The sequence below is a fragment of the Bifidobacterium saguini DSM 23967 genome, from assembly GCF_000741715.1.
Classification (GTDB): domain Bacteria; phylum Actinomycetota; class Actinomycetes; order Actinomycetales; family Bifidobacteriaceae; genus Bifidobacterium; species Bifidobacterium saguini.
Genome location: NZ_JGZN01000015.1, coordinates 1 through 20,221, shown reverse-complemented (window position 1 = coordinate 20,221; position 20,221 = coordinate 1). Strand labels below are relative to the sequence as shown.

Genomic DNA, 20,221 nt, shown 5'->3' with positions numbered 1-20,221 from the left:
GCAGTTTATCTCTAAGCTAGCCCCTTGTGCACGGAATTATATGGCTGTACCGATTGATGATATTCGGTACAGCCATGCTCATATATGTTATTTGTTTTTGCGGTAGGGGAAATCGATGGCAGAGCAGCTCAATAATGAAGGTAATTTGAGCGATGCAAGCAACCAATCTGAGCTTGAGTACATGACTGATGCATCCATTGTGAGCAAGTCTGATACGCCGCCGCTTCCGCCCACTGATCAACCTGATCATCATTCCCGCCATCGGCGCCGCATGAGCGCACGGCATATTCGTCGTATTCGTAGACGCCGCAGGATTCGCCGTATGCTCATTGGCCTGGGTGTTGTTCTGCTGTTCGTGGCTGTGCTGGCGGTATGGTTCGCCTGGTCCGCTATGAAAACCAAGAATGAAGTGCAGCAGGCTGTATCTGTGGCCACGAGTATGCAGGAGTCGCTGACGAGCGGTGATACGGATGCTCTGAATAAATCTATGGAAGTTTTTTCTTCTCACGCAAGTGCCGCCTATGATCAGACCAGCTCTATGCTGTGGAAGGTGGCATCGCAGGTTCCGTATTACGGTGATGATATTCGTGCTGTGCGTACTGCGGTCACTGCTATGGAGAATGTTTCTTCTCAAGCGTTGCCTTCTTTGAAGCAGGCGTCGTCTGCTTTGAATATGAGCGATGTTTCCGTGAACAATGGAACGGTTGACGTCTCAGGTTTGACGAAGTATTCTGCGGCACTGCAGAAGGCTGATACGGCTATTGAGAGCGCTGAACATGATTTGATTGGTGCTCCTGATCCGCATATCGCTCAGATTTCCGATGCCATGCAAAAGGCCAAGAATTATATGCACACGTTGTCTGGCATGGTGCATGATGTGAATGTGGCTGTGCAAGTGGCGCCTAAAATGCTGGCTAATGATGGTTCCACGCGCACGTATTTGATTCTTGCCCAGACGAATTCGGAGATTCGCCCTGGTGGTGGTTTACCTGGTTCATGGGGCATGATGACCGTGAGCGGCGGCAAGGTTGAGCTTGAACCGTTCATCTCTGGTAGCTCAATTCCTTGGTTCGATGAGCCAGTGGTGGATCTTACTGCCGAGGAACGTACGCTGTTTACCGACAAGCTGGGCCGAGTAGCGGTGGATGTGAACTTTACCCCTGATTTTCCTCGCACCGGCGAAATCGCTAAGGCTATGTGGAAGGCCCATGCTGGGCAGGATGTGGATGGTGTGATTGCCATTGATCCGGTGTTCTTGCAGAACATGCTGAAGGTCAGTGGCGGCGTCACTCTGGAAGATGGAGTGACGTTGGACGGCACCAATACAGCTCAATATTTATTGAATCAGGTGTATATCGATAAGCCTGAAGATCAGCAAGATGCGTATTTCTCCGCTGCCGCTGGTTCTGCATTTAGTCACATTATGGCGAATGCACAGGATGGCAAGGCCTTCCTGAAAGCTGTGACTACTTCCGTGGCACAAGGCCATATGAAGGTGTGGAGCGCGCATGAGGATGAGCAGGAACTGTTGCTTAATACCCCAATTTCCGGGGCGTTGAAGACTGATGCGGCTACGCCAGAAGTGGGAGTATTCTTCTCGGATTTGACCCAATCCAAGATGGATTGGTCTTTGAAGCGTAGCGTCGAAGTGAAGTTCGATAAGGTGGTTCCTGATGGAGCCAACCAATACACGGTTCATGTAAAGCTTACGAACATGATGACCAGTGACGAAGTCTCTTCTATTCCGCAGTATGTTCTAGGTTATCAACCTGAGGGCATTGAGAATGGGCAGATAGGTACGGCAGTATTTGCCTATGCGCCTGCCGGTGGACGTTTAGTGGATTGGAAGTCCACCGATGGTAAAAGCTATGACGGCGTGACCACGCACAATACGCTCACGGTTGGCGTTAAGAAGCTGGTATTGAGCCCCGGCGAATCCTATGAGGCCACCATTCATGTGGAAGTTGCGCCTGACGTCAAAACTCCGCTGGACATCTACCAGACGCCGCAAGTAGAAGGCCGCACTGACGAATAAGCTTCAGCCCCTAGGCTTGTGATAAGGGTACTTTGCTTTTCTTTTGATTTTAAAATCAAAAGAAAAGCAAATGGCAAGCAAAAGAGAAATCGTTGGAATTCAGCCATTCCGCATGGTCCCGTTGCGTAAAATCAGCCAACGAGTCAAAAGAAAAGCAAATGGCAGGCAAAAGAGATTATGCCCAGTATGGTAAGTATCGGATGTACCGTTTCCCCGCATCTGGATCTGCGATTTTAAGCAAGTGATCATCCAAGCATGTTTTGATAAGACGGGAAATCTGTGATGTGCCACTCTGTGGCAATGCAAACCGTTCGCGGAGACTGGTATTGGTCATCGGTATTCGTTGTGCATACTGTACGCAGGCGTGCCAGTATGCAGCGTCCATACGTTGTTCTCGTGTGAGTTCTCGGTATGGCGTCGCCTGCATAAGGGTCACTCTCATATTGTCTCCGGGTTCTTCCACCTGCGGAGCTGGGAGATGATGTTGTTCACAATCGAGAACCACTTTATCCCAGCCGGATCCTGCTTCTTCGCAAAGCTGTAGACGGCGACAGATGGCAGCCATTTTCTCATTGCGTGAATGTGGCGGATCGTTGAGTAATCGTGCAACATTCACTAGCGAGCGTCCGGGGTTGGTAAATTCGATACGATTATCAAAAATGCAAACCATAGGTCCAGCTCCAGTAATGGAGAGGTCCTGATGAATAAGCATGTTGGCGGTAAGTTCACGCAGTGCCGTGTGCGGGAATGCGCGTAACGTGACTCGGCGTGCCCCTTGGATAATTTCCTGTTCCGGAAGTAGCGCCTCTATGTATTCAAGCATCTGGTCTAGCTGTGCATAGCCGGAATTAAATGTTTTACTACGTGAAGGCGCGATAGGGGAGGAGCCATCGTACCGGATAACGCGTAGTGCTTTACGTGAGACGGTTGGAAAGTCGTTGAGATTCCTAGCGAACAGCAACGCTCCAAGATTGGTGATGGCATATGTGCCTGAATCCTGAGGGAAAACAAACTGTTCGCTTTCTAGCAGGTGCATGGTTTGTTCGATGGAAGTGGTTTGTGGAATGCCGAATTCCTGACGGTACCAATCCGTGTCTAATTTATTGAGTACCTCATCATCGGTAAGACCGCTAAGAGCGTATTGGAGTTCAAAAAACTCGGCTCGGGTCCGGCTCCATAGTTCTTCCTCGCGCTTTGATCCATGTTTGAGCTCTTGCGTTGATGAACCGGTGCGGATGTAGGCGAGCCCTTGCCAGAGCACAGGGCGATATTGTGCCGGCCAGATGCGCAGTAGAATGAGGTGTTTGCCAAATGCCTCGGCAGATTCGAATCGGAATTCAACATTGTCGGATAGGTGTTGGCGGAGCCAAAGTTCCAGCTCTTGATTGCCGACCTTAGTGGTTTTGGGATTGAATGCAGTTCCGATGAGCTCATGAGTGACATCGTCGATGCCCCATACCTTGTATGCGAAGGTATGCCCGAGCAAGGCTGCGGAATTGGCGAGTGCGGAAATATCGCGGCCGATTCGGTTGGGATCGGTATTGCTGTGCTTGAATTCAAGGCATTCGTTTTCGCTGTCTTGTCTGGCTAGTGCCGTGATAAGAGCGATGATATCTTCGGGCATGCTGTTTCCTTGGGGACGTGATTTGGCACTGTGATTAAGTTGTTCTGTTAACCATAGTAGTTTCTTTTGATTTTAAAATCAAAAGAAAAGCAAATGGCGAGCAAAAGGGGAATCGTTGGAATTCCGCCGTTTTGTGTGTTTTGGTTGCGTGAAATCAGCCAACGAGTCAAAAGAAAAGCAAATGGCAGGCAAAAGAGATTATCTTGATGTTTGCTGAAAAATGTGGATAGCTTGGCGAGTTTGACATCGCCGACGAAACAACTCATCTGCAGTACGTCCGGCTGATAAAGGCGTGAGGTTTGCTTACGTAGTGGATCTTTTAGAACCTTTTAGATTGTTTTAGAATTCGACCCGGAGGTTCGGTTTTTCGCAGTTGGGCGTCGAGTATTTCAGGCTTGGCGGCGAAAACCCTCAGCAGATTTCCCTGTACCGCGCATAGCAGGTTGATAGTTAACTGTGTCATACTTACCTTAATCGTGATACAGTTAATTTCAATACACTTAGTGGGAGGGTGTGAATCGAGACCATCTGCCAGCAATGGTTGATGCGACGCAATTCCTTAGGTAAGTTGCCTTTCATCGCCACGCAATTCGGCAAGTGGTGGGGCAACAATCCGATTGCACGTGAACAGGCCGATATTGATGTGATCGCGGCCGAGCCGCAGGGAAAGAACATTCTGTTCGGCGAATGCAAATGGCGCAATACGTTCAACGAGACTGAGGCCATCGAACGATTGCACCGACGTGCGGACCTAGTACGTGGCTACCCAGTCGAAAACGCGCGATTCATGTTGTTCACCAAGTTACCGGTCTCAGAAGTCACAAGAAAGCGGTACCAGGAGGATGACTCCATGACGTTCATCTCGGCGAGCAACCTGTATACAGTGGAATGACTGTACTGTTTCTCCGCGTTGTTCATGCATGAGTTAGGGTTTGATGTGGCGTTGTTTAGCGCGGATTTGGAGGTTTCTGATGGTTCCCATCGAGAACGTGTATGCGCAGATCTGCGAATTCGCTGCCGCTGCCGGCGTGCGTAAGGTGATACTTTTCGGTTCTCGCGCGAAGGGAACGGCGCGGCCAAAAAGCGATATCGATCTTGCTGTATCTGGGTGTCCTGATTTTCAATACTTTCGAGGATCACTTGCAAAACGATCTGTGGTCGTTGCTCAAGTTAGATGTCATTAACCTCGATGAGCTGATTTCCGAGTCGTTGCGGAGGGAGATTGAGCGTAGCGGAAAGGTCTTATATGAAAAAGTATGAAAATTATGTCTCCGCTCTGAAATCATTACGCCTTGCGCCCATGCAAGACCTTGAGAATGAATTCATCTAGAGGGTAGTGCCCGAGATGCGGCTAGTCGCCGAGCAGGTAGGTCGTCGTCTCGCCGGTGCTCTCCCTGGGCTTCCTCACGTCCATTTCCGCGGCGGCGGATTCGGCCTTCTCCAGGGCCTTGTCCCTCGATTCCACGGCGAACACGGCTTTCAGCGCGTCCGCCGCCCACCGCGGCCACGAGGCCCGCGTACCGGTCGCCGGTCTGGCGCCTTTGAGCCCGTGTGCGGTCATGCTGGTGATGAATTCGCGCCAGCTTTCCGCGTCCTCCTTCATGCCCTCCGCCACCGCGAGCACCTCCCTGCGGCCGTCCACGCCGACGCCGACCGCGACCAGCACGCTCACGTTCTCCACGCTGCCGCCCCAGCAGCGCTTGTGCCACACGCCGTCCATGAACACGTACGGGTACTCCTGCGTCAGCGGGCGCCCCCGCCACGCATCGATGTCGGCATACACCTTCTTGAGCTTGTCGGAGAGGGTCTGCGAGGGCATGCGGTCGCCCCACAGCAGCTGGCTGATGTCGTCGACCTGGCGCGTGCTCACGCCGGCCAGGTACATGTCGATCAAAGCCTCCTCGACGCTCTCCTCGCGCCGCCGGTAGCGTTCGACCACAGCCGATGAGAATATCGCGCCCTTGAGCTTCGACACCTTCAGACTCACCTTGCCGGCCTTGACGGTCAGATCACGCTCGTAATGGCCGACACGATACGCCTTGCGTCGTAGCGCGCGGCGCCGGTGATCTCGTCGGCCTCGGCGTCGAGCATCGCGTTCAACGTCTCCTCGACCGTCTTCCTGACCATCCGGTTCAAGGTGGTCTCGAGCATGGCCTGGTCGACCTGTAGAATCTGCTGTGACATGGCTTGTGTCCTGCTTTCCAATCGCGGTTTATCTTGTTTGGCGACAGAAAATCGTACACAGGACACGGGCCATGCCCCTATCCCAAGCTCAAACCAAAGTACGCAAAACTTCGGACGTTATCATCAAACATCTAAGATATACCAAGCTTCATTGACCTCTTTAAATCCTATGAGTTTTTCCTTGTAATGGATTGGAAGTGAGGGAGATAAAATTTTTGGAATGTATCCGCGGATACGATTTTCACAGCCAAGTACAATGTTTCCGCAAGTCCAATTTCACTCCGCAGTGTGAATTCTATAATGGATCGCTGCATATGAGCGAATACCGGATTCGCTGATGGGGATAAAGTACGACTACCTGTCATTCCGGGAATATGATCATTCCTTACAACGACAAGTACCGCGAATGTTCGTCGTAATGTCTCCAAATCAACTACTTTTTCCTTAACAAGCATTAATGCGGAATCATATAGCTTCTTTTCTATTTTTATAGCTTCTTTTCTATTTTTATAGCTTCTTTTGACTTAATTGACAAAACATTTGTTTTTTGATCGCGACCAACAATATTTCCCCCTTTATATTCGACAAAGAAAAACGATGATGGTTAACCGAACTTCGGCTTAACGCGTCACAAGATGAAGGAATGGCAATACCATGTCGATTAGCAAAGCATCTTGCATACTCATCAAAATCAACCTGTGAGATTGAATCTGAAACAACGGAACCGCCTCTTTGTTCATCTTCATGAATTGAATTATCTATAGATAACTCACTCACAGTACCTACTCCAGGTTTTCCAAGAGTTTGCGCACTTATGATTACATATGGAATACACTCATCAAGAGTCAACATTATTCATCCTACCAGACCATTGGCAATATCCTGTTCAATTTGAATAAAGGGTGCAGCCATATCCATGAATATTCGTGCAATACCGCTTTCATCTTCCTGTTTAAATGAGATAGTCTCATCTTGCTGCATAACCGATGAATATACGACTGTTTGTTTGGTAAATTCATGCAAACGAGAGTAATCCACCAAAGCTTGTAAAAAGTAAGGACTGTGCGTAGCAATGAGAATGCGCACACCAAGCCGTTGCGCCACCGTCACAATAAAACGGGCATAGGAGATTTGCCAATGTGGATGAAGATGAATCTCTGGCTCATCAAGAATTAAAAAATCTCCCTCATGTAGTTTACCCTCCTCAAAGAGGTATCGAATAAGCATCATGGCTTTACTTCCCATCGAGGCATTTGCTAAATGTACGGGGTCCTTGACTGGAGCATTATCGGATAACACTGTGCTGTTCATTTCCCCGCGAATGATTTTTCCTGGATACGCTTGATTGAGTCTTTGCAACGCCACGTCGACATCCTGCTGCGTGAGAATCATATCAGCCACAGTCGAATCAGAATCAACTTCCTGCTCTTCGGGGAAGGAATCCTTCATATGTTCATCCGCCAGATGTTGCCATGATAGACGCTCATATTCATACGAACCAAAAACATTCCGTCCACGAATGCCGGATCCCATAGCACCACGTCCAAATACATCGTCCGCGATGCGTGGATCATCTAATATAATCGCGCGTAACTGCCTGTCGAGACGAACCACCGCCTTCGCCTGTCCATTACGAGGAATAATGGCTTCTGCTATCGATCTGTCATGATTTAAGAGTTTGACATGCGCGTTCTCGGCACCAGTAATAAGATTCGTGACTTGCCCATCAAACATACCGCGAAAAGTTGAAGAAATGAATTCGGAAGCAAAATCATCATCCTTTAACGCCAATAAACGCGCTATTCGTTCTCGTATTTCTGCAGTTTGTTGAATGTCATGTATTTTCCGTGTTAAATTACTTAAATCTTCTTCAGACCACTTCTCACGCGGGAAACGAGGCTGATTAGTGTCAATCTGGTATCTAGAAAAAACCTCAGAAACTTGTTCTAAAGACAAATTATCATTATTATCATGATAGATGGTGAAAAGAACGTCAGTCAAATCGTCAGCAACACGCGAGGAGAGTCGATATAAATTGTCCCGATATGAAACATCGGCGGTAAGAAAAAGACGCAATCTATTACGGATCGAACGATGCATTTGCCGATGTTTTTCAGCCGGGAAGTCACGGAACGAATCAATGAGCGCGAACAGAGATTTTCCCAAGGAACTTTTACCGGTATTATTTGCCCCTACTAACACGGTAATACCATCAAGCGCAACAGAAGCGTGATTGATTCTTCCAACCTGGTCAACTATCAAACGCATACGAATCAGCTCCATCTTCATTGTTACCAACATGATCAAGTCTAAAGGCATAAACCGTGCTCAGCAAAATTAGCGTGGAGCGCTTTGGACGGATTGGTTTATTCTGGGGCATCTGATAAGTGAACAACTAGTCCGATTTTATCTTCTTCGTCTCAGGACTTATGGGTTCTGAGTTCTAAATAGAGCCCCATCCTCAAAGAAACTGAACGAGAAAACAGGACGAACGGGACGGACGACACCGCCTCGAACCGGATGAACGAGAGAAGAACATTGCGCTGAGGAGGGGAAACAACAACAGGAGGAAGCAGATGAGTTGGCTAGGCGTAGACACAGCAGCAAAATCAAGCTCAGCAGGTTCAGGCTCGGTAAGAATCATAGGATCAGACACAGGTGTCAGTTCCGCAGCGGTCTCAGTCGACCGTCAACAGTGTCGGTAGGGCAGGCTCCTTGACCCCATTTGCAGCGATGATATGTAGTTGGTTCCGTTCCGGGCGCGTGCGGCTATCGCAGCTGTACTCCCATCGCGGAGGCACAGCCCAGCGTCCCGGTCGGCAATAGGCGTGGGGACGTACAACAAGAGTGATGATACTGAAGTACTACGAGCTGTCTGTTGATTTCGTAGGCCGTCATTGAAATCCAATCACTCGGATATCATGACAGCTACCGGATCCACCTGAAGTTGCGGATCGCCGCTCTGACATGTGGTGGGTCTTTTTGTCTGCAGTGTCGGAAGGAGTGTGGCGATGGCATCTATCACCGTGCATCCGGCCACGCTCCGATGGGCCGTTCATCAGAGTGGTGCTGATCCTGCGGCCGTGGCTCATAAGGATGGTCTGGCCGAGTTTCCTCAGTGGCTGAACGAGACGGGCCCATTGAGTCTGTCTTTTACCAAGTTGTCCGCGATCGGTTCCGCGTTGCAGGTGCCATTCGGTGCGCTGGTACGTTCTGTAGTTCCCGAGTCCCATGAGGATGAGCTGATTCGATATCGAACGGTCGACAACCACGGGGTCGAAGCGAGTCGGAATCTTCAGGATACGATCGCGATCATGCGCAACCGTCAGGATTGGGCGCGTGACGAGATGATCGCGCAGGGCTTCGGGGAGAATCTGCTGGTCGGCAGTGTGCCGTCCCATGCGACCGTGAGTGAACTTGCGGGGCATATTCGCGAGGGATTGTCCTTGGACGTTGGCTGGTGCCGGCGTAAGAGCAGTGCTGATCGATTCCGTTTCCTGCGTGGCAAGGCTTCTGCCGCGGGTCTGATGGTGATGGTCGATTCCCGAGTGGGCACGTCCAACGCGCGTCGTTTGGACGTGCGCGAGTTCCGTGCGTTCGTACTATTGGATGACGTGGCGCCTCTGATCTTCGTCAATCGCAATGATTCCTATACGGCGATGCTGTTCTCCCTTCTGCATGAGATCGGTCACGTGCTACTTGGCTCCAATGAGGTGTACAACGACTCCTCCACTGACGGCAGCAATGGCGTCGAACGCAAGATCAACCAGGCGGTCGTTCTAGCGGTCATGGATGATGAGGCGGAGTTCCGCGCGTACTGGAGGCAGGCGGCTGCGCATGGTGCTCACGTGCAGGACATTGCGGATGATTGCGCGAAAAGGTACGGTTTGAGTGCTTTGGCATTGACGATTCACGCCTGTAAGCTTGGCTTGGCCAGTGACGAGGACGTGCGTCTGGTCCGCGCCCTGAGCGAACGGCGTGTGATGGATACGGAGGCTGCCGGTTCCGGTGGCAATCAGAACCTGACGAACGCTTCCCATCTGGACACGAGATTCGTGCGCATGATCCGGGACGGTGTCGACCGGGGGAGTCTGCCCTATTCCGATGGCCTGTCCCTGCTGGGCGTCAGGTCCATGCACGCCTATGACGGCCTGCTCAAGGCGAAAGGCTTGGATCAGTGAGCGATCTGTTTTTGCTGGACTCGAACATTTTCATCGAGTCCTACCGCACACATCACCCGTTCGCCTACAAGGAGTTCCATCCATTCTGGCGATGGCTGGAACGCATGGCACGCAACGGCAAGATACGAATACTCGACACCGTGTTCAAGGAGATCACCCAGAAGGACAGCGACGGCAACCGTGACGAGCTGGCCGAATGGGCGTTCAACCTGTTCGCAGACAAACAACTTTCGCACAAGACCGACGAAATCGGAGCGGCCTATGCGCAGGTTCAGGATTATCTGGCCACCTGCGGACTCTACCGTCCGGCCTCGTACCGTCAATGGGAGCCGGAAACCAAAGCTGATCCGTGGTTGATCGCCGCTGCAATGGTCGAGGATGCGATCGTCGTCACCAACGAGCAGGCCGCATATCCCATGCTTAGTAACCCGTTGAAGAAGGAACCCAAAATTCCTGATGTGGCTGATGCGATGGGCGTACGTACCATGAACCTACGCGAGTTCTACGACGCCAGCGGAGAGCTCATTGCCTCGCCCTACCCCATGCGGTCAACACTCTAGGCATTGTCGTCGGCATGACCGTATAGCGGAATTGCTTGAGGCTATTCCTTCGCCACTGTGATGGTGATGAAAACATCCCTTTTCTGGTAGCAAAACGGGGGTATATTGGAATAGGTCGGGGGAATGCCGTAGCATGATTTGCATGGTCAACGATGATTTTTCTCAGTTAATTATTTTAGGTAATGGATTCGATATCTCTTGTGGACTCCCATCTCGGTATAGTGATTTTTATAAGACACGGCCTGCTGTTGCGGAAATATTTAATTGTGCTTGTCAAGCTAAAGCGAATGTTAATATTTGGGATGTTATTCTCGGTTCAAGTAAAGGAAAGCAGGAAAATTGGGCTGGTATTGAGGACGCCATAAAAGAGTGGGTGATGACCTCTCATGATATCGGAGCGCCCGCGATGCCTGTGGAGAAAGTTGCTTATTATCTTGCGAGAGATGATTTTTCTGTATATCCCGAGTGTTCTGTAATAAAAGAACTGGATTCGGAATACCCGGTTGCTTATTATCTTAAGCTTAAATTTCTGAATTCAGATGAAAGAATAATGAATTGGAGATCCTATATTTCCCGAATATTAGATATATTTTTGGATCAGCTTGAAAAATATGAAAAAATCTTTCAAGATTATCTAGGTGACGTTCTTCAACTTAGGAATGATGATTATAGATATCGTGCGTCTCGACGAGTATCTTCCTTGATTAGTTATGGGGTTTCTGATCTCTCTCTTGAGCTAATTCAAAAAACATCCATATTGAGTTTTAATTTCACTCTACCTTTTTACAATAGTCCTATAGCGGATGTTGGAATATCGAGTCTTCAGGACGAGTTCGATGTTTGTCAGAATGTTCATGGAACTCTTGCCGTCGAAAATTCCTTTTTCGGTATTGATGGGAAGGACCTTATGGATAATGAAGATTTTCTTCCGTTTACTAAAACATATCGGATTATAAATGAGCAAAATAAACGTTATTCATGTGTTTTAGGTAAAAGAAATTTTTCGATAATAAAGATTTTTGGACATTCGATGTGTGAGTCCGATTATTCGTATTTTCAGGCAGTATTTGATGATGTAGATCTATATCATTCTCATACAAAGATTATTGCTTTTTATTCGGAAGACATTCCCGATGATAAGACTGTTCAGACAAAACGATTAGTAAGATTATTATCTGTATATGGATCTACCTTGGATAATAGGGATCATGGTAAAAATTTGATTCACAAAATGGTTCTCGAAGGTCGTATCGAAATTGCATGTCTCTCTTAGCTGATTGCGATTATGTGGCGTCTATGTATAAGGGTTAAGATGATGAAGAAGTCATCAAATATAATATACAGGAGAATCTCGAAATGGCATGTTCAGATATAATCAATCTAATTATTGCCGTTTTAACTGCTTTTGCTGCTATATCCGCAATGTGTACTGCGATAAAGGCTAATGAGATTGCAGAACAGTCTTTTGAAATTTCTAAATCAGTATATGAGCATTCTCAATCGGATAGGATATCCGTGTGGCTGGTTAAAGCGGAAAGGGGCGATGATATTATTTTGCGAAATGGATCAGAAGCTCCGATATATGATGTATTCGTCGGTGCTGGGATCTCCAATAAGGGTGACGAATGTAAATTGACTAAAGGACTATCGAATTCTTCTTCAAACTTACATGGCTTGAATCATAGTCTTGGAGTTGTTCCTCCCGGTACATGGATAATTAAAGCCGAATTGATGATGGGTGGTATGAGCTCGATTCCTGGGGCTACTGTTGTCTTCAAGGATATGTACGGAAAAACATGGGTACGTGACGCTGCTGGTGATCTGCATGATAAAGGAAATGTTACACCGGCGGATGTCCTTGATCTTTACAAGCTTGGGGAAGTGCCATACGGTCAAGAGGGATACAAGGAATACAAGCAGTAGTGTGAGGGGCGGACGACATGTTCTAACCGTCGGCGAATGTGACCTTTATGGCCTATTGTAGATCGATGTTAGTCGTAGTCCTCGTATTGCTGCTCAGTCATCATATTTTGCGACGAACTATTGCAGCTCCCGAGTGTACTGGCCGATGATGCTGCCTTGTATACATGCAACGATGATTTCTGATTGATCTTTCCAAGCTCCAAACTCTGTCACACATAGTATTCCGACGCCTTGGTGTTACCGCGATGGCGTACCAGTCCTTCGACTTCCATATGTTTTAGCAGCCGCAAGGTAGGCGAATGCGGCCATGTTGGCAATGATCACTGAGTCGTCAACCGGTCCGGATTGTTCGCTCTTGAACTCTACCTGAAGTTATCCCTTAAGAAGAATGGGCCGATCCTCGTTCATTGATTCGGGCCTTCCGTCAATCCTTTCGGCGACAAAATTAATCTTGTCATGACAGGACTGATATTGTCTAGTCTCAGCGGATAGTTGACACATGTCTCGGGGCATGGTTGACATTCTTGGGAATGGCCGGATTCCAGCTGCCGAGGTCTCTTCCTCAGACTCGCGCCGAGGGAGAGACTCATCCCCGTCCTCGTGCTCGGCTCAAAGAGAGATGTGCCATGCACCGCAGCGCAAGGTCTCGTCGCGGCTTTCAACGCGACACAGATATGTCGGATCCTTGCCCTTGCACTGATCTTCAATGCTCGGTATCCGTATGCCGGACATTCCTACAGATATAACGGATGTCAACCATGCCCCAAGACATGTGTCAACCATGCCCCAAGACAATACACTAAACTCTCAACATCCAATTGAACACAAACACGCGGGGATGATCCCAGGACATCATCGACATCATCGACGCGGCCCTAGTGTTCCTCGCCCGCGCAGGAGTGTTCACACAATGCCGGCCATGTAGAGTGGCATGTCCTTGATCGCGTCGTTATCTGAGTGACGGGTTGCAGAGTATCGGTAGGCGAGTGGGTATTGGTATTTCTTTTGCGCGTAGATGAGGGATTTTGCTTGCTTGTGACGTCCGGCTTTTACCTCAACTGGTACAACTTGACCATCCTGTTCGTAGAGGAAGTCGAGTTCGCCGCTGGAATTCTCCGCTGACCAGTAGTGGGGGACTGACCCATGTTGTGTGGTGAGTTGCTGACAGACGAACTGTTCTGTCAATGCTCCCTTGAATTCTCGGAATAGCGCGTCGCCATCGAGCAATGTGCGGACGTCTAGTCCGCTCATTGCTCCGAGCAAGCCGACGTCGAGGCAGTAGAGCTTGAACGCGTTGCCGTCCTCATATGCGGACAGTGGGTTCATTGGCGTGCTGACTCTTTTGACGCGTAGAGCAAGAGATGAATCCACGAGCCATTGGATGGCGATTTCGAAGTCCTTGCCGCGTCCGCCTTCGCGTACGGCGCCGTAGAGGAATTTGCTGTTCTCGCGGGCGAGTTGCGCGGGCAATGAATCCCATACTTGATTGAGGCGCAACGTGGAGACGACCGGTCTGGGCTGGGAGTCGGTGTGTTTGGAAAAGTCGTCGCGATAGTCTTGGACAAGAGCCGTCTGCACTTGGCGTATCGCGTCGAAATCGACGTTCGGAAACGCGTCGGCGAACGTCGAAACGGCCTCCGGCATGCCACCCGTGTACATGAAATACCGCAGCCAAGTCATGAGTCGTTCGTGCATGACGTCGATCAGAGTGAAGTCCTGCGCTTCCAACAATTCGGCCAGTGAATCCTGTCCGCACGCGTACAGGAACTCGAGAAACGTCATCGGGTAGAGTTTGAGTCGATTCACCTTGCCTACTGGAAACGCAGAACCGGGATGCATGGCGATGCCCAATGCTGATCCAGTGGCGAGCACGTCGTATTGTGGCGCGGTCTCGTTGAACATTTTTAGCGCTGTCATCGCACGGGGGATCTCTTGCACCTCGTCGAGTATGATCAGCGTGTTCTCAGGTGTGATCCGGGTGCCAGACTCGATTGACAACGCCGGGATCAGCCGGTCCACTGACAGGCTTCCCTCGAATGCGGTTCCCATCGTGGGATTGTCGAACAGCGATACGTACGCGATGTTGTCATACTGCGTACGGCCGAACTCGCGCGCGATCCACGTCTTGCCTACCTGACGTGCCCCCTCGAGCAGCAGGGGCTTGTGATGTGCGGTGTTCTTCCATGAGATGAGTCGGTTCATAAGAAAACGCTTCATCGCCGAGTGCCCTTCACGATCAGGTGGACTTTCATGCTGATAATCTACATAATCAGGTGGACTTTTTTGTAAATGATTCACATAATCAGGTGTACTTATGGTGTCTGATGCTGCATAATCATGACTTGGCGGGCAAAGTCGTCGGACGCGCCCGGAAAACGGATATGAGAACGATGGAATGAAGGTCATGTTTGCTGCGTTTGTCGTCGCTTCCATTGACTGTTTGCCAGCGGATCTGCTGAAGTCGATGGTTATGCGGTTACAAAGGGCAGCTTAACTGTACTTGAGCTGGCGTGGTTATTGCCTTGAGTGGCTAAATCGGTAACGGGATTCGAGGGGGAGCGTCGACTAATCGTCGTCGCAAAGTGAATGAAAAGACGGATGTTGCATCGGCGTCGCCTTGGAATTACTATGATTCTGAAGTGCGTTCCCTGCTCACGCGGTGATGATTGTGTTTTAGCAAGTTGGTGTCCGCTTTGTGAGCGGTGTTTTCCCGCAGTGTAGGCAGCGGGTTTTCCGCGGTGCGGGCGGTGTCGGCCTCTGCCTGTGTGCGTGTGTTGTGTTGTTGGTTGGTTATTTGGTCATGAGGGCGTGTTCGCTGCGGTAGGAGCGGCCCTCGAATCGGATGAGTCGTCCGTGGTGGACGGTGCGGTCGATGAGGGCGGCGGCCATGTTCTTGTCGCCGAGGACGCGTCCCCATCCCGAGAATTCGATGTTGGTGGTGTAGATGATGCTCCTTGTCTCGTAGCTGTCGCTGATGATCTGGAAGAGGAGGCGGCGCCTTCCTCGTCGACGGGCAGGTAGCCGAACTCGTCGATGATCAGCAGGCGTGCCTTGCCGATGGCGGCGAGTTCCCTGTCGAGCCGGTGTTCCTGCTGGGCGCGGCGCAAGCGCATGAGCGGTCCGGTCGTGGTGAAGAACCTGACCGGTATGCCCTGCGCGCAGGTGAGTCTGCCGATCGCGATCGCGAGGTGGCTTTTGCCGCCCCCGACCGGCCCGTAGAGCACGAGGTCCTCGCGCTTGTCGACGAATTCGAGGCTCTCGAGCTGGGCTCGTCCCCAGTCGGCGGGCATTCTCAGGTTGGTCCAGTCGTAGCTGTCGAGGGTCTTGTCCGCGGGGAATCCGGCCTGTTTCAGGAGGCGCGTGCGTTTGGATTGCTCGCGTGAGTCGAGTTCGGCTTGGAACTAGCGTTCGATGAAGTCGAGCTGGTTGGGGGTCGCTTCGGCCAGCGTATCCGCGAGCACGCTGCGTGTCAAGGTCAGGCTGTGGCTCATTTTGAGGATCCGTTCGCTTTTCTCGGTCGTGGACGCGCGCCGAAGGCGTGTCTCCGGGATCACCGGATCGGGTCTGATGCTCATTCGCCTTCCCTCCCGCTCGCATGATCGATGTCGGTGATGAACCGGTCGTGTGGATTGGCTCCAATGTATTGGACGGTTGTTTGAGGGACTGGACAACGAAGGAGTTGATGGTCATGGCCGATCCGAGGCATCCCCGTCATTACGAGGAGGAGTTCAAGCGCCGGATCGTGCAGTTGTACGGGAACGGCAAGCCCGCGCGTGAGATCAAGGCGGAGTACGACGTCTCGCATTCCACCCTGCACCGGTGGGTGCAGGGCATCCGCAACAGCGGCTCCACCAAGGCCGCCGACAACCGCATGCCCGAGCAGAACGAGCCGGTCGAGTTGCGCAAACGCAACCGTCAGCTGGAGATGAAGGTGGATGTTTCAGAACAAGCGGCGCCGGTATTCGCACGAAAGTAGAGGTCATACGGTCCAACGCCGGCCGCTGCCCGGTATCCAGGATCCTCGGCGTCGCGAAGTCCACCTACCACTGGATGCTCGAACACCCCGAAGCCGAGCGGACCGACCCCCATGAGGCGGATGTGGAGCGCGTGTGGAGGGATAGCGGCGGGGTGTACGGGGCCAGGAAGATCAAGGCCCAACTGCGCCGTGAGCATATCGTCATGTCGCGCCGCCGCATCAACCGGATTCATGAGAGGGTGTCTAATTGTTTGTGTATGGGCCGCCTTTCTGGAAGGATTGAATGATGGTGACCTTGAAGAACGACGATGCGGTCGTGGGTTCCGGCGATGGCGTCGTCGTCGCTGCCGGTTCGGCGCGTGAGCTGGTCGACGGGCTGGTCTCGTCGGGCGCTTTGGATTCCCTGTTCGAGCGTATCGACAGGGGTGATGTCGAATTGACCGGGGACGGGGGCCTGATTCCGGAACTGGTGCGCACGGCGTTGGAGCGTGGACTGGAGGCGGAGATGACCTCGCATCTGGGCTATGGGCCGGTCGACCGTGAGGGCAAGGCCGCGGCCGGCTCCGCGAATTCGAGGAACGGCTCGTATCCCAAGACCCTGGCCACCGAGGTAGGTCCCGTCACCATCCAGGTGCCCCGTGACCGTGAGGGCTCGTTCACGCCGAGGCTGGTGCCGAAGTGCTCCAGGAGGCTGGGCGGCCTGGACGACATGATCATCAGCCTGTACGCGGGCGGCATGACGGTGCGCGACATCCAGCACCACCTCGTCAAGACGGTCGGCGTCGAATTGTCGCACGAGACGGTCTCGTCGGTCACCGACGCGGTGGCGGAGGCGGTGCTCGAATGGCAGGAGAGGCCGTTGGACGAGTTCTATCCGGTCATGTACCTGGACGCGATTCGCGTCAAGGTCAGGGACGGCGGCAGGGTACTGCCGAAGGCCGCGCACATCGCGATCGGCGTCGACATGGAGGGGCTCAAGCACGTGCTGGGCATCTGGGTGCAGGATTCGGAAGGCTCCTCGTTCTGGGCGAACGTGTGCGCCGAGATCGCCAACCGGGGCGTCATGGACGTGCTGGTCGTGTGCTGCGACGGGTTGAAGGGCCTGCCCGAGGCCATCGAGGCCACATGGCCGGACGCGATGGTGCAGACCTGCGTGGTGCATCTGATCCGCGCGGCCAACAGGTTCGTGGCCGACAACGACCGCAAGGCCGTGTGCCGCAGGCTCAGGGAGGTGTACGGGGCGGCCAACGCGGATCAGGCCCGCAGACGTCTCGGTGAGTTCAAGGCGAGCGAGCTCGGGCGGAAGTACCCGTCCGTGGCGGCCACGTGGGAGCGGGCGTGGGACCGGTTCACGCCGTTCCTTCAGTTCCCTCCCATGCTGCGCCGCGTGGTCTACACGACCAACAGCATCGAATCGCTGAACTACCAGTTAAGGAAGGTCAGCCGCAATCGCAGCCAGTTCCCCAACGACCAGGCCGCGGTCAAGCTCCTATGGCTCGCGATATGCGACATCGAGGACAAAAGGGCCAGGCAACGCGGAAAGACCGGCAACGGGACCAGACGCAAGAGCATGGGCAGGCTCATCGAGGGCAGGGTCACCACCAACTGGAAACAGGCCCTCGCACAACTCGCGGCCGCATACCCCGAACGCATGGAACCACACCTATAAAACAACAACAAAAACAACACCCAAACACAAACAATTTGACAAGCTCCAGGTCGACGGCAACTATTACCTCGCCGGCCCCTCGTGGCGTGGCTGGACGTTGGACGTGGGACTGCGCGCGTTCGACGTGACGATCCGCACCCAGGACGGGCGCACCTGCGCCAGACTGCCACGCGTGTACGGGGACTCGCCCGCCACGATCCGCAACCCCGCCACGCTCCTGCCCGCACTGGGACGCAAGACCAACGCGTGGCCTGATTCCACCATCCGCAGTGATTTTCCCGACAAGCTCCGTCTCGCGATCGACCACATGGACTCCAAGGCACGCAGGAACGCGTTCCGACTCATCTCCAGAACGAGCGACGCGTGCGGGTTCGAATCGGCCGTCAAGGCCGGCGAGCATCTGATCGAACAGGGACATCCGCTCGACGAGGCCAGTCTGACCACTATGGCCCGGCGCATCGCCGCCGGCGAGAAACCGTACGAGCAGACCGCTCCCGATCTGACCGGATACGACGTGTTCATGAAACCCCGCGAGACACGCAAAAGGAAGGAGGCATAAACCATGACGTCACATCGGCCGCCTATCGTCATGCCCGACACGAAACACCGCCGCGCGTCCACCGGCGAGAAGATCGCAACGATCATGAACCTCGCACACCGACTGCCCCTGACCCGCCAGATCCTCGCCGACCAGCTCGCCCAAGCCACGCCAAGCCAGATGGAGTTCATAGAGGAATGGATGAACGCCGAACTCGGCTCCCGGGAACGCTCCAAACGCTCCCGACTCCTCAAACAGGCCGGATTCCCGGCCGACAAGGAACTCGACGGGTACGACTGGACCCCGATACGCTTCCCGGTCGACTACGGCAGGCAACAGATCGAAAGCCTGGACTTCATCGACCGGCACGAGGACCTCGTCCTGTTCGGCCCTCCCGGCACCGGCAAGACCCACCTCGCCATCGCGCTCGGCAGGAACGCGTGCCGCAAGGGAATACCAGTACGCTACTATACGGCCGCGAGCCTGGTCATGCGACTCCTCAGAGCCCAAGCCGACAACCGGCTCGACAAGGAACTCACGCTGATCGGACGGACACCGCTGATCATCATCGACGAACTCGGCTACGTGCCCATCGACGAGGAAGGCAGCCGTCTCCTGTTCCAGGTCGTCACCAACGCATACGAGACCCAGAGCATCATCTACACCACCAACATCGAATTCAGCGGATGGGGCAGGATCTTCGGCGACCCCAACATGGCCGCCGCGATCATCGACCGCACCGTCCACCACGGCAGGATGATCAGATTCGAGGGCGAATCCTGGCGCAAAACCCACGCCCTCATGCAATAGACCACAACAACCAACGACAGGACCGGCCAACGCCCAAACGGCCTAAAACCAACCGCTCAAACGGACCAAAAGAAACGCCAAAACGGCCCACCCCAACTTGACAAAACACAGGTCGTGTTTGATACCCACCGAATGACCGGCGATCTCGCGGTTGGCCAGATCGATGAGCAGGCGGATGTACGCCCATGAATTGCCGACCCTCACGTAGGTCAGGTCGGAGGCCAGATGGGTGCGCGGCCGGTAGCCGTTGAACTCTCGGGCCAGCAGGTTCGGCGCCGGATCGTCGTTCGGCCTCGACGGATGCGGCCTGTAGGCGGCCTTCGAATATGAGCTTGTCATGCCCCTGACCTTCATGTCCGGTTGACGCGGCGACGCGACATGACGATATGCTCACGGCGGAGGGCGGCCTTGATCTTCCTGGCCCCGTACACCCCGCCGCTATCCCTCCACACGCGCTCCACGTCCGCCTCATGGGGGTCGGTCCGCTCGGCTTCGGGGTGTTCGAGCATCCAGTGGTAGGTGGACTTCGCGACGCCCGGGATCCTGCATTGCGCTGATATCGGGTAACGGCCGGCGTTGGTCTGTATCACGTCTACTTTCGTGCGAATACCGGCGCCGCTTGTTCTGAAACATCCACCTCCATCTCCAGCTGGCGGTTGCGTTTGCGCAACTCGACCGGCTTCGTTCTGCTCGGGCGTGCGGTTGTCGGCGGCTTCGTGGA

General features: G+C 52.9%; 13 protein-coding genes and 6 pseudogenes. 12 read left to right on the top strand and 7 right to left on the bottom strand.

The annotated features are described in order from the left end of the window. Positions 1-115 precede the first annotated feature (115 nt). Complete coding sequence (locus BISA_RS09665) at positions 116-2,035, top strand: DUF4012 domain-containing protein (RefSeq protein ID WP_051917484.1); 1,920 nt, start codon at positions 116-118, stop codon at positions 2,033-2,035. A gap of 175 nt (positions 2,036-2,210) precedes the next feature. Here the strand turns inward: BISA_RS09665 and BISA_RS09660 are convergent, their stop codons facing one another. Beyond that, positions 2,211-3,659: an ATP-binding protein gene (locus tag BISA_RS09660; protein ID WP_033891696.1), complete on the bottom strand. Its 1,449-nt coding sequence runs from the start codon at positions 3,657-3,659 to the stop codon at positions 2,211-2,213. 517 nt (positions 3,660-4,176) lie between these two features. On the opposite strand from BISA_RS09660, the gene BISA_RS09655 reads away from it, so the two are divergent. From BISA_RS09655 to BISA_RS13380, 3 genes and pseudogenes are all read left to right on the top strand, one after another. After that, positions 4,177-4,551 (top strand): DUF234 domain-containing protein, encoded by a 375-nt coding sequence (locus BISA_RS09655; protein ID WP_337588791.1) that lies wholly within the window; start codon positions 4,177-4,179, stop codon positions 4,549-4,551. Positions 4,552-4,630: 79 nt separating this feature from the next. After that, a pseudogene (locus BISA_RS12065) lies at positions 4,631-4,919 on the top strand (nucleotidyltransferase family protein). After that, positions 4,906-4,986: pseudogene (locus BISA_RS13380) on the top strand (nucleotidyltransferase); the annotation flags it as partial. The pseudogenes BISA_RS12065 and BISA_RS13380, both read left to right, overlap by 14 nt. Before the next feature lie 27 nt (positions 4,987-5,013). Here the strand turns inward: BISA_RS13380 and BISA_RS12060 are convergent. The 3 genes and pseudogenes from BISA_RS12060 to BISA_RS09640 all read right to left on the bottom strand — a co-directional run. Continuing rightward, positions 5,014-5,843 (bottom strand): annotated as a pseudogene (locus BISA_RS12060) (IS256 family transposase); the annotation flags it as partial. 507 nt (positions 5,844-6,350) lie between these two features. Beyond that, positions 6,351-6,695 (bottom strand): hypothetical protein, encoded by a 345-nt coding sequence (locus tag BISA_RS12940; RefSeq protein ID WP_152597288.1) that lies wholly within the window; start codon positions 6,693-6,695, stop codon positions 6,351-6,353. A 3-nt stretch (positions 6,696-6,698) separates the two neighbouring features. Further along, a complete protein-coding gene (locus BISA_RS09640; protein ID WP_161786514.1) occupies positions 6,699-8,132 on the bottom strand; it encodes an AAA family ATPase in 1,434 nt (477 codons plus the stop codon). A gap of 722 nt (positions 8,133-8,854) precedes the next feature. Here BISA_RS09640 and BISA_RS09635 point away from each other — a divergent pair. The 4 genes from BISA_RS09635 to BISA_RS09620 all read left to right on the top strand — a co-directional run bounded on the left by BISA_RS09635 (position 8,855) and on the right by BISA_RS09620 (position 12,507). Beyond that, entirely contained in the window at positions 8,855-10,024 is a 1,170-nt protein-coding gene (locus BISA_RS09635) for an ImmA/IrrE family metallo-endopeptidase (RefSeq protein ID WP_033891694.1), read from the top strand. Beyond that, positions 10,021-10,584, top strand: a complete 564-nt coding sequence (locus BISA_RS09630) for a DUF4411 family protein (protein ID WP_033891693.1) — start codon at positions 10,021-10,023, stop codon at positions 10,582-10,584. The genes BISA_RS09635 and BISA_RS09630 overlap by 4 nt, the downstream gene beginning before the upstream one ends. A gap of 142 nt (positions 10,585-10,726) precedes the next feature. Further along, complete coding sequence (locus tag BISA_RS09625) at positions 10,727-11,857, top strand: AbiH family protein (RefSeq protein WP_161786515.1); 1,131 nt, start codon at positions 10,727-10,729, stop codon at positions 11,855-11,857. An 83-nt stretch (positions 11,858-11,940) separates the two neighbouring features. Then, a complete protein-coding gene (locus tag BISA_RS09620) occupies positions 11,941-12,507 on the top strand; it encodes a hypothetical protein (protein ID WP_033891691.1) in 567 nt (188 codons plus the stop codon). 903 nt (positions 12,508-13,410) lie between these two features. Here the strand turns inward: BISA_RS09620 and BISA_RS09615 are convergent. Both BISA_RS09615 and istB (BISA_RS12935) read right to left on the bottom strand, forming a co-directional pair. Then, a complete protein-coding gene (locus tag BISA_RS09615) occupies positions 13,411-14,940 on the bottom strand; it encodes an ATP-binding protein (RefSeq protein ID WP_081890105.1) in 1,530 nt (509 codons plus the stop codon). Between the two features lie 357 nt (positions 14,941-15,297). Continuing rightward, a pseudogene (istB, locus tag BISA_RS12935) lies at positions 15,298-16,061 on the bottom strand (IS21-like element helper ATPase IstB). 134 nt (positions 16,062-16,195) lie between these two features. Here istB (BISA_RS12935) and BISA_RS12645 point away from each other — a divergent pair. The 4 genes and pseudogenes from BISA_RS12645 to istB (BISA_RS09585) form a co-directional block, all read left to right on the top strand. Further along, positions 16,196-16,722: pseudogene (locus BISA_RS12645) on the top strand (IS3 family transposase); the annotation flags it as partial. Between the two features lie 47 nt (positions 16,723-16,769). After that, positions 16,770-18,152, top strand: a complete 1,383-nt coding sequence (locus BISA_RS09595; RefSeq protein ID WP_033891687.1) for an IS256 family transposase — start codon at positions 16,770-16,772, stop codon at positions 18,150-18,152. 172 nt (positions 18,153-18,324) lie between these two features. After that, positions 18,325-18,711 (top strand): hypothetical protein, encoded by a 387-nt coding sequence (locus BISA_RS13640; RefSeq protein ID WP_237746135.1) that lies wholly within the window; start codon positions 18,325-18,327, stop codon positions 18,709-18,711. Positions 18,712-18,714: 3 nt separating this feature from the next. Next, positions 18,715-19,500, top strand: a complete 786-nt coding sequence (istB, locus tag BISA_RS09585) for an IS21-like element helper ATPase IstB (protein WP_033891686.1) — start codon at positions 18,715-18,717, stop codon at positions 19,498-19,500. Between the two features lie 57 nt (positions 19,501-19,557). Here the strand turns inward: istB (BISA_RS09585) and BISA_RS13370 are convergent. Next, a pseudogene (locus BISA_RS13370) lies at positions 19,558-20,221 on the bottom strand (IS3 family transposase); the annotation flags it as partial.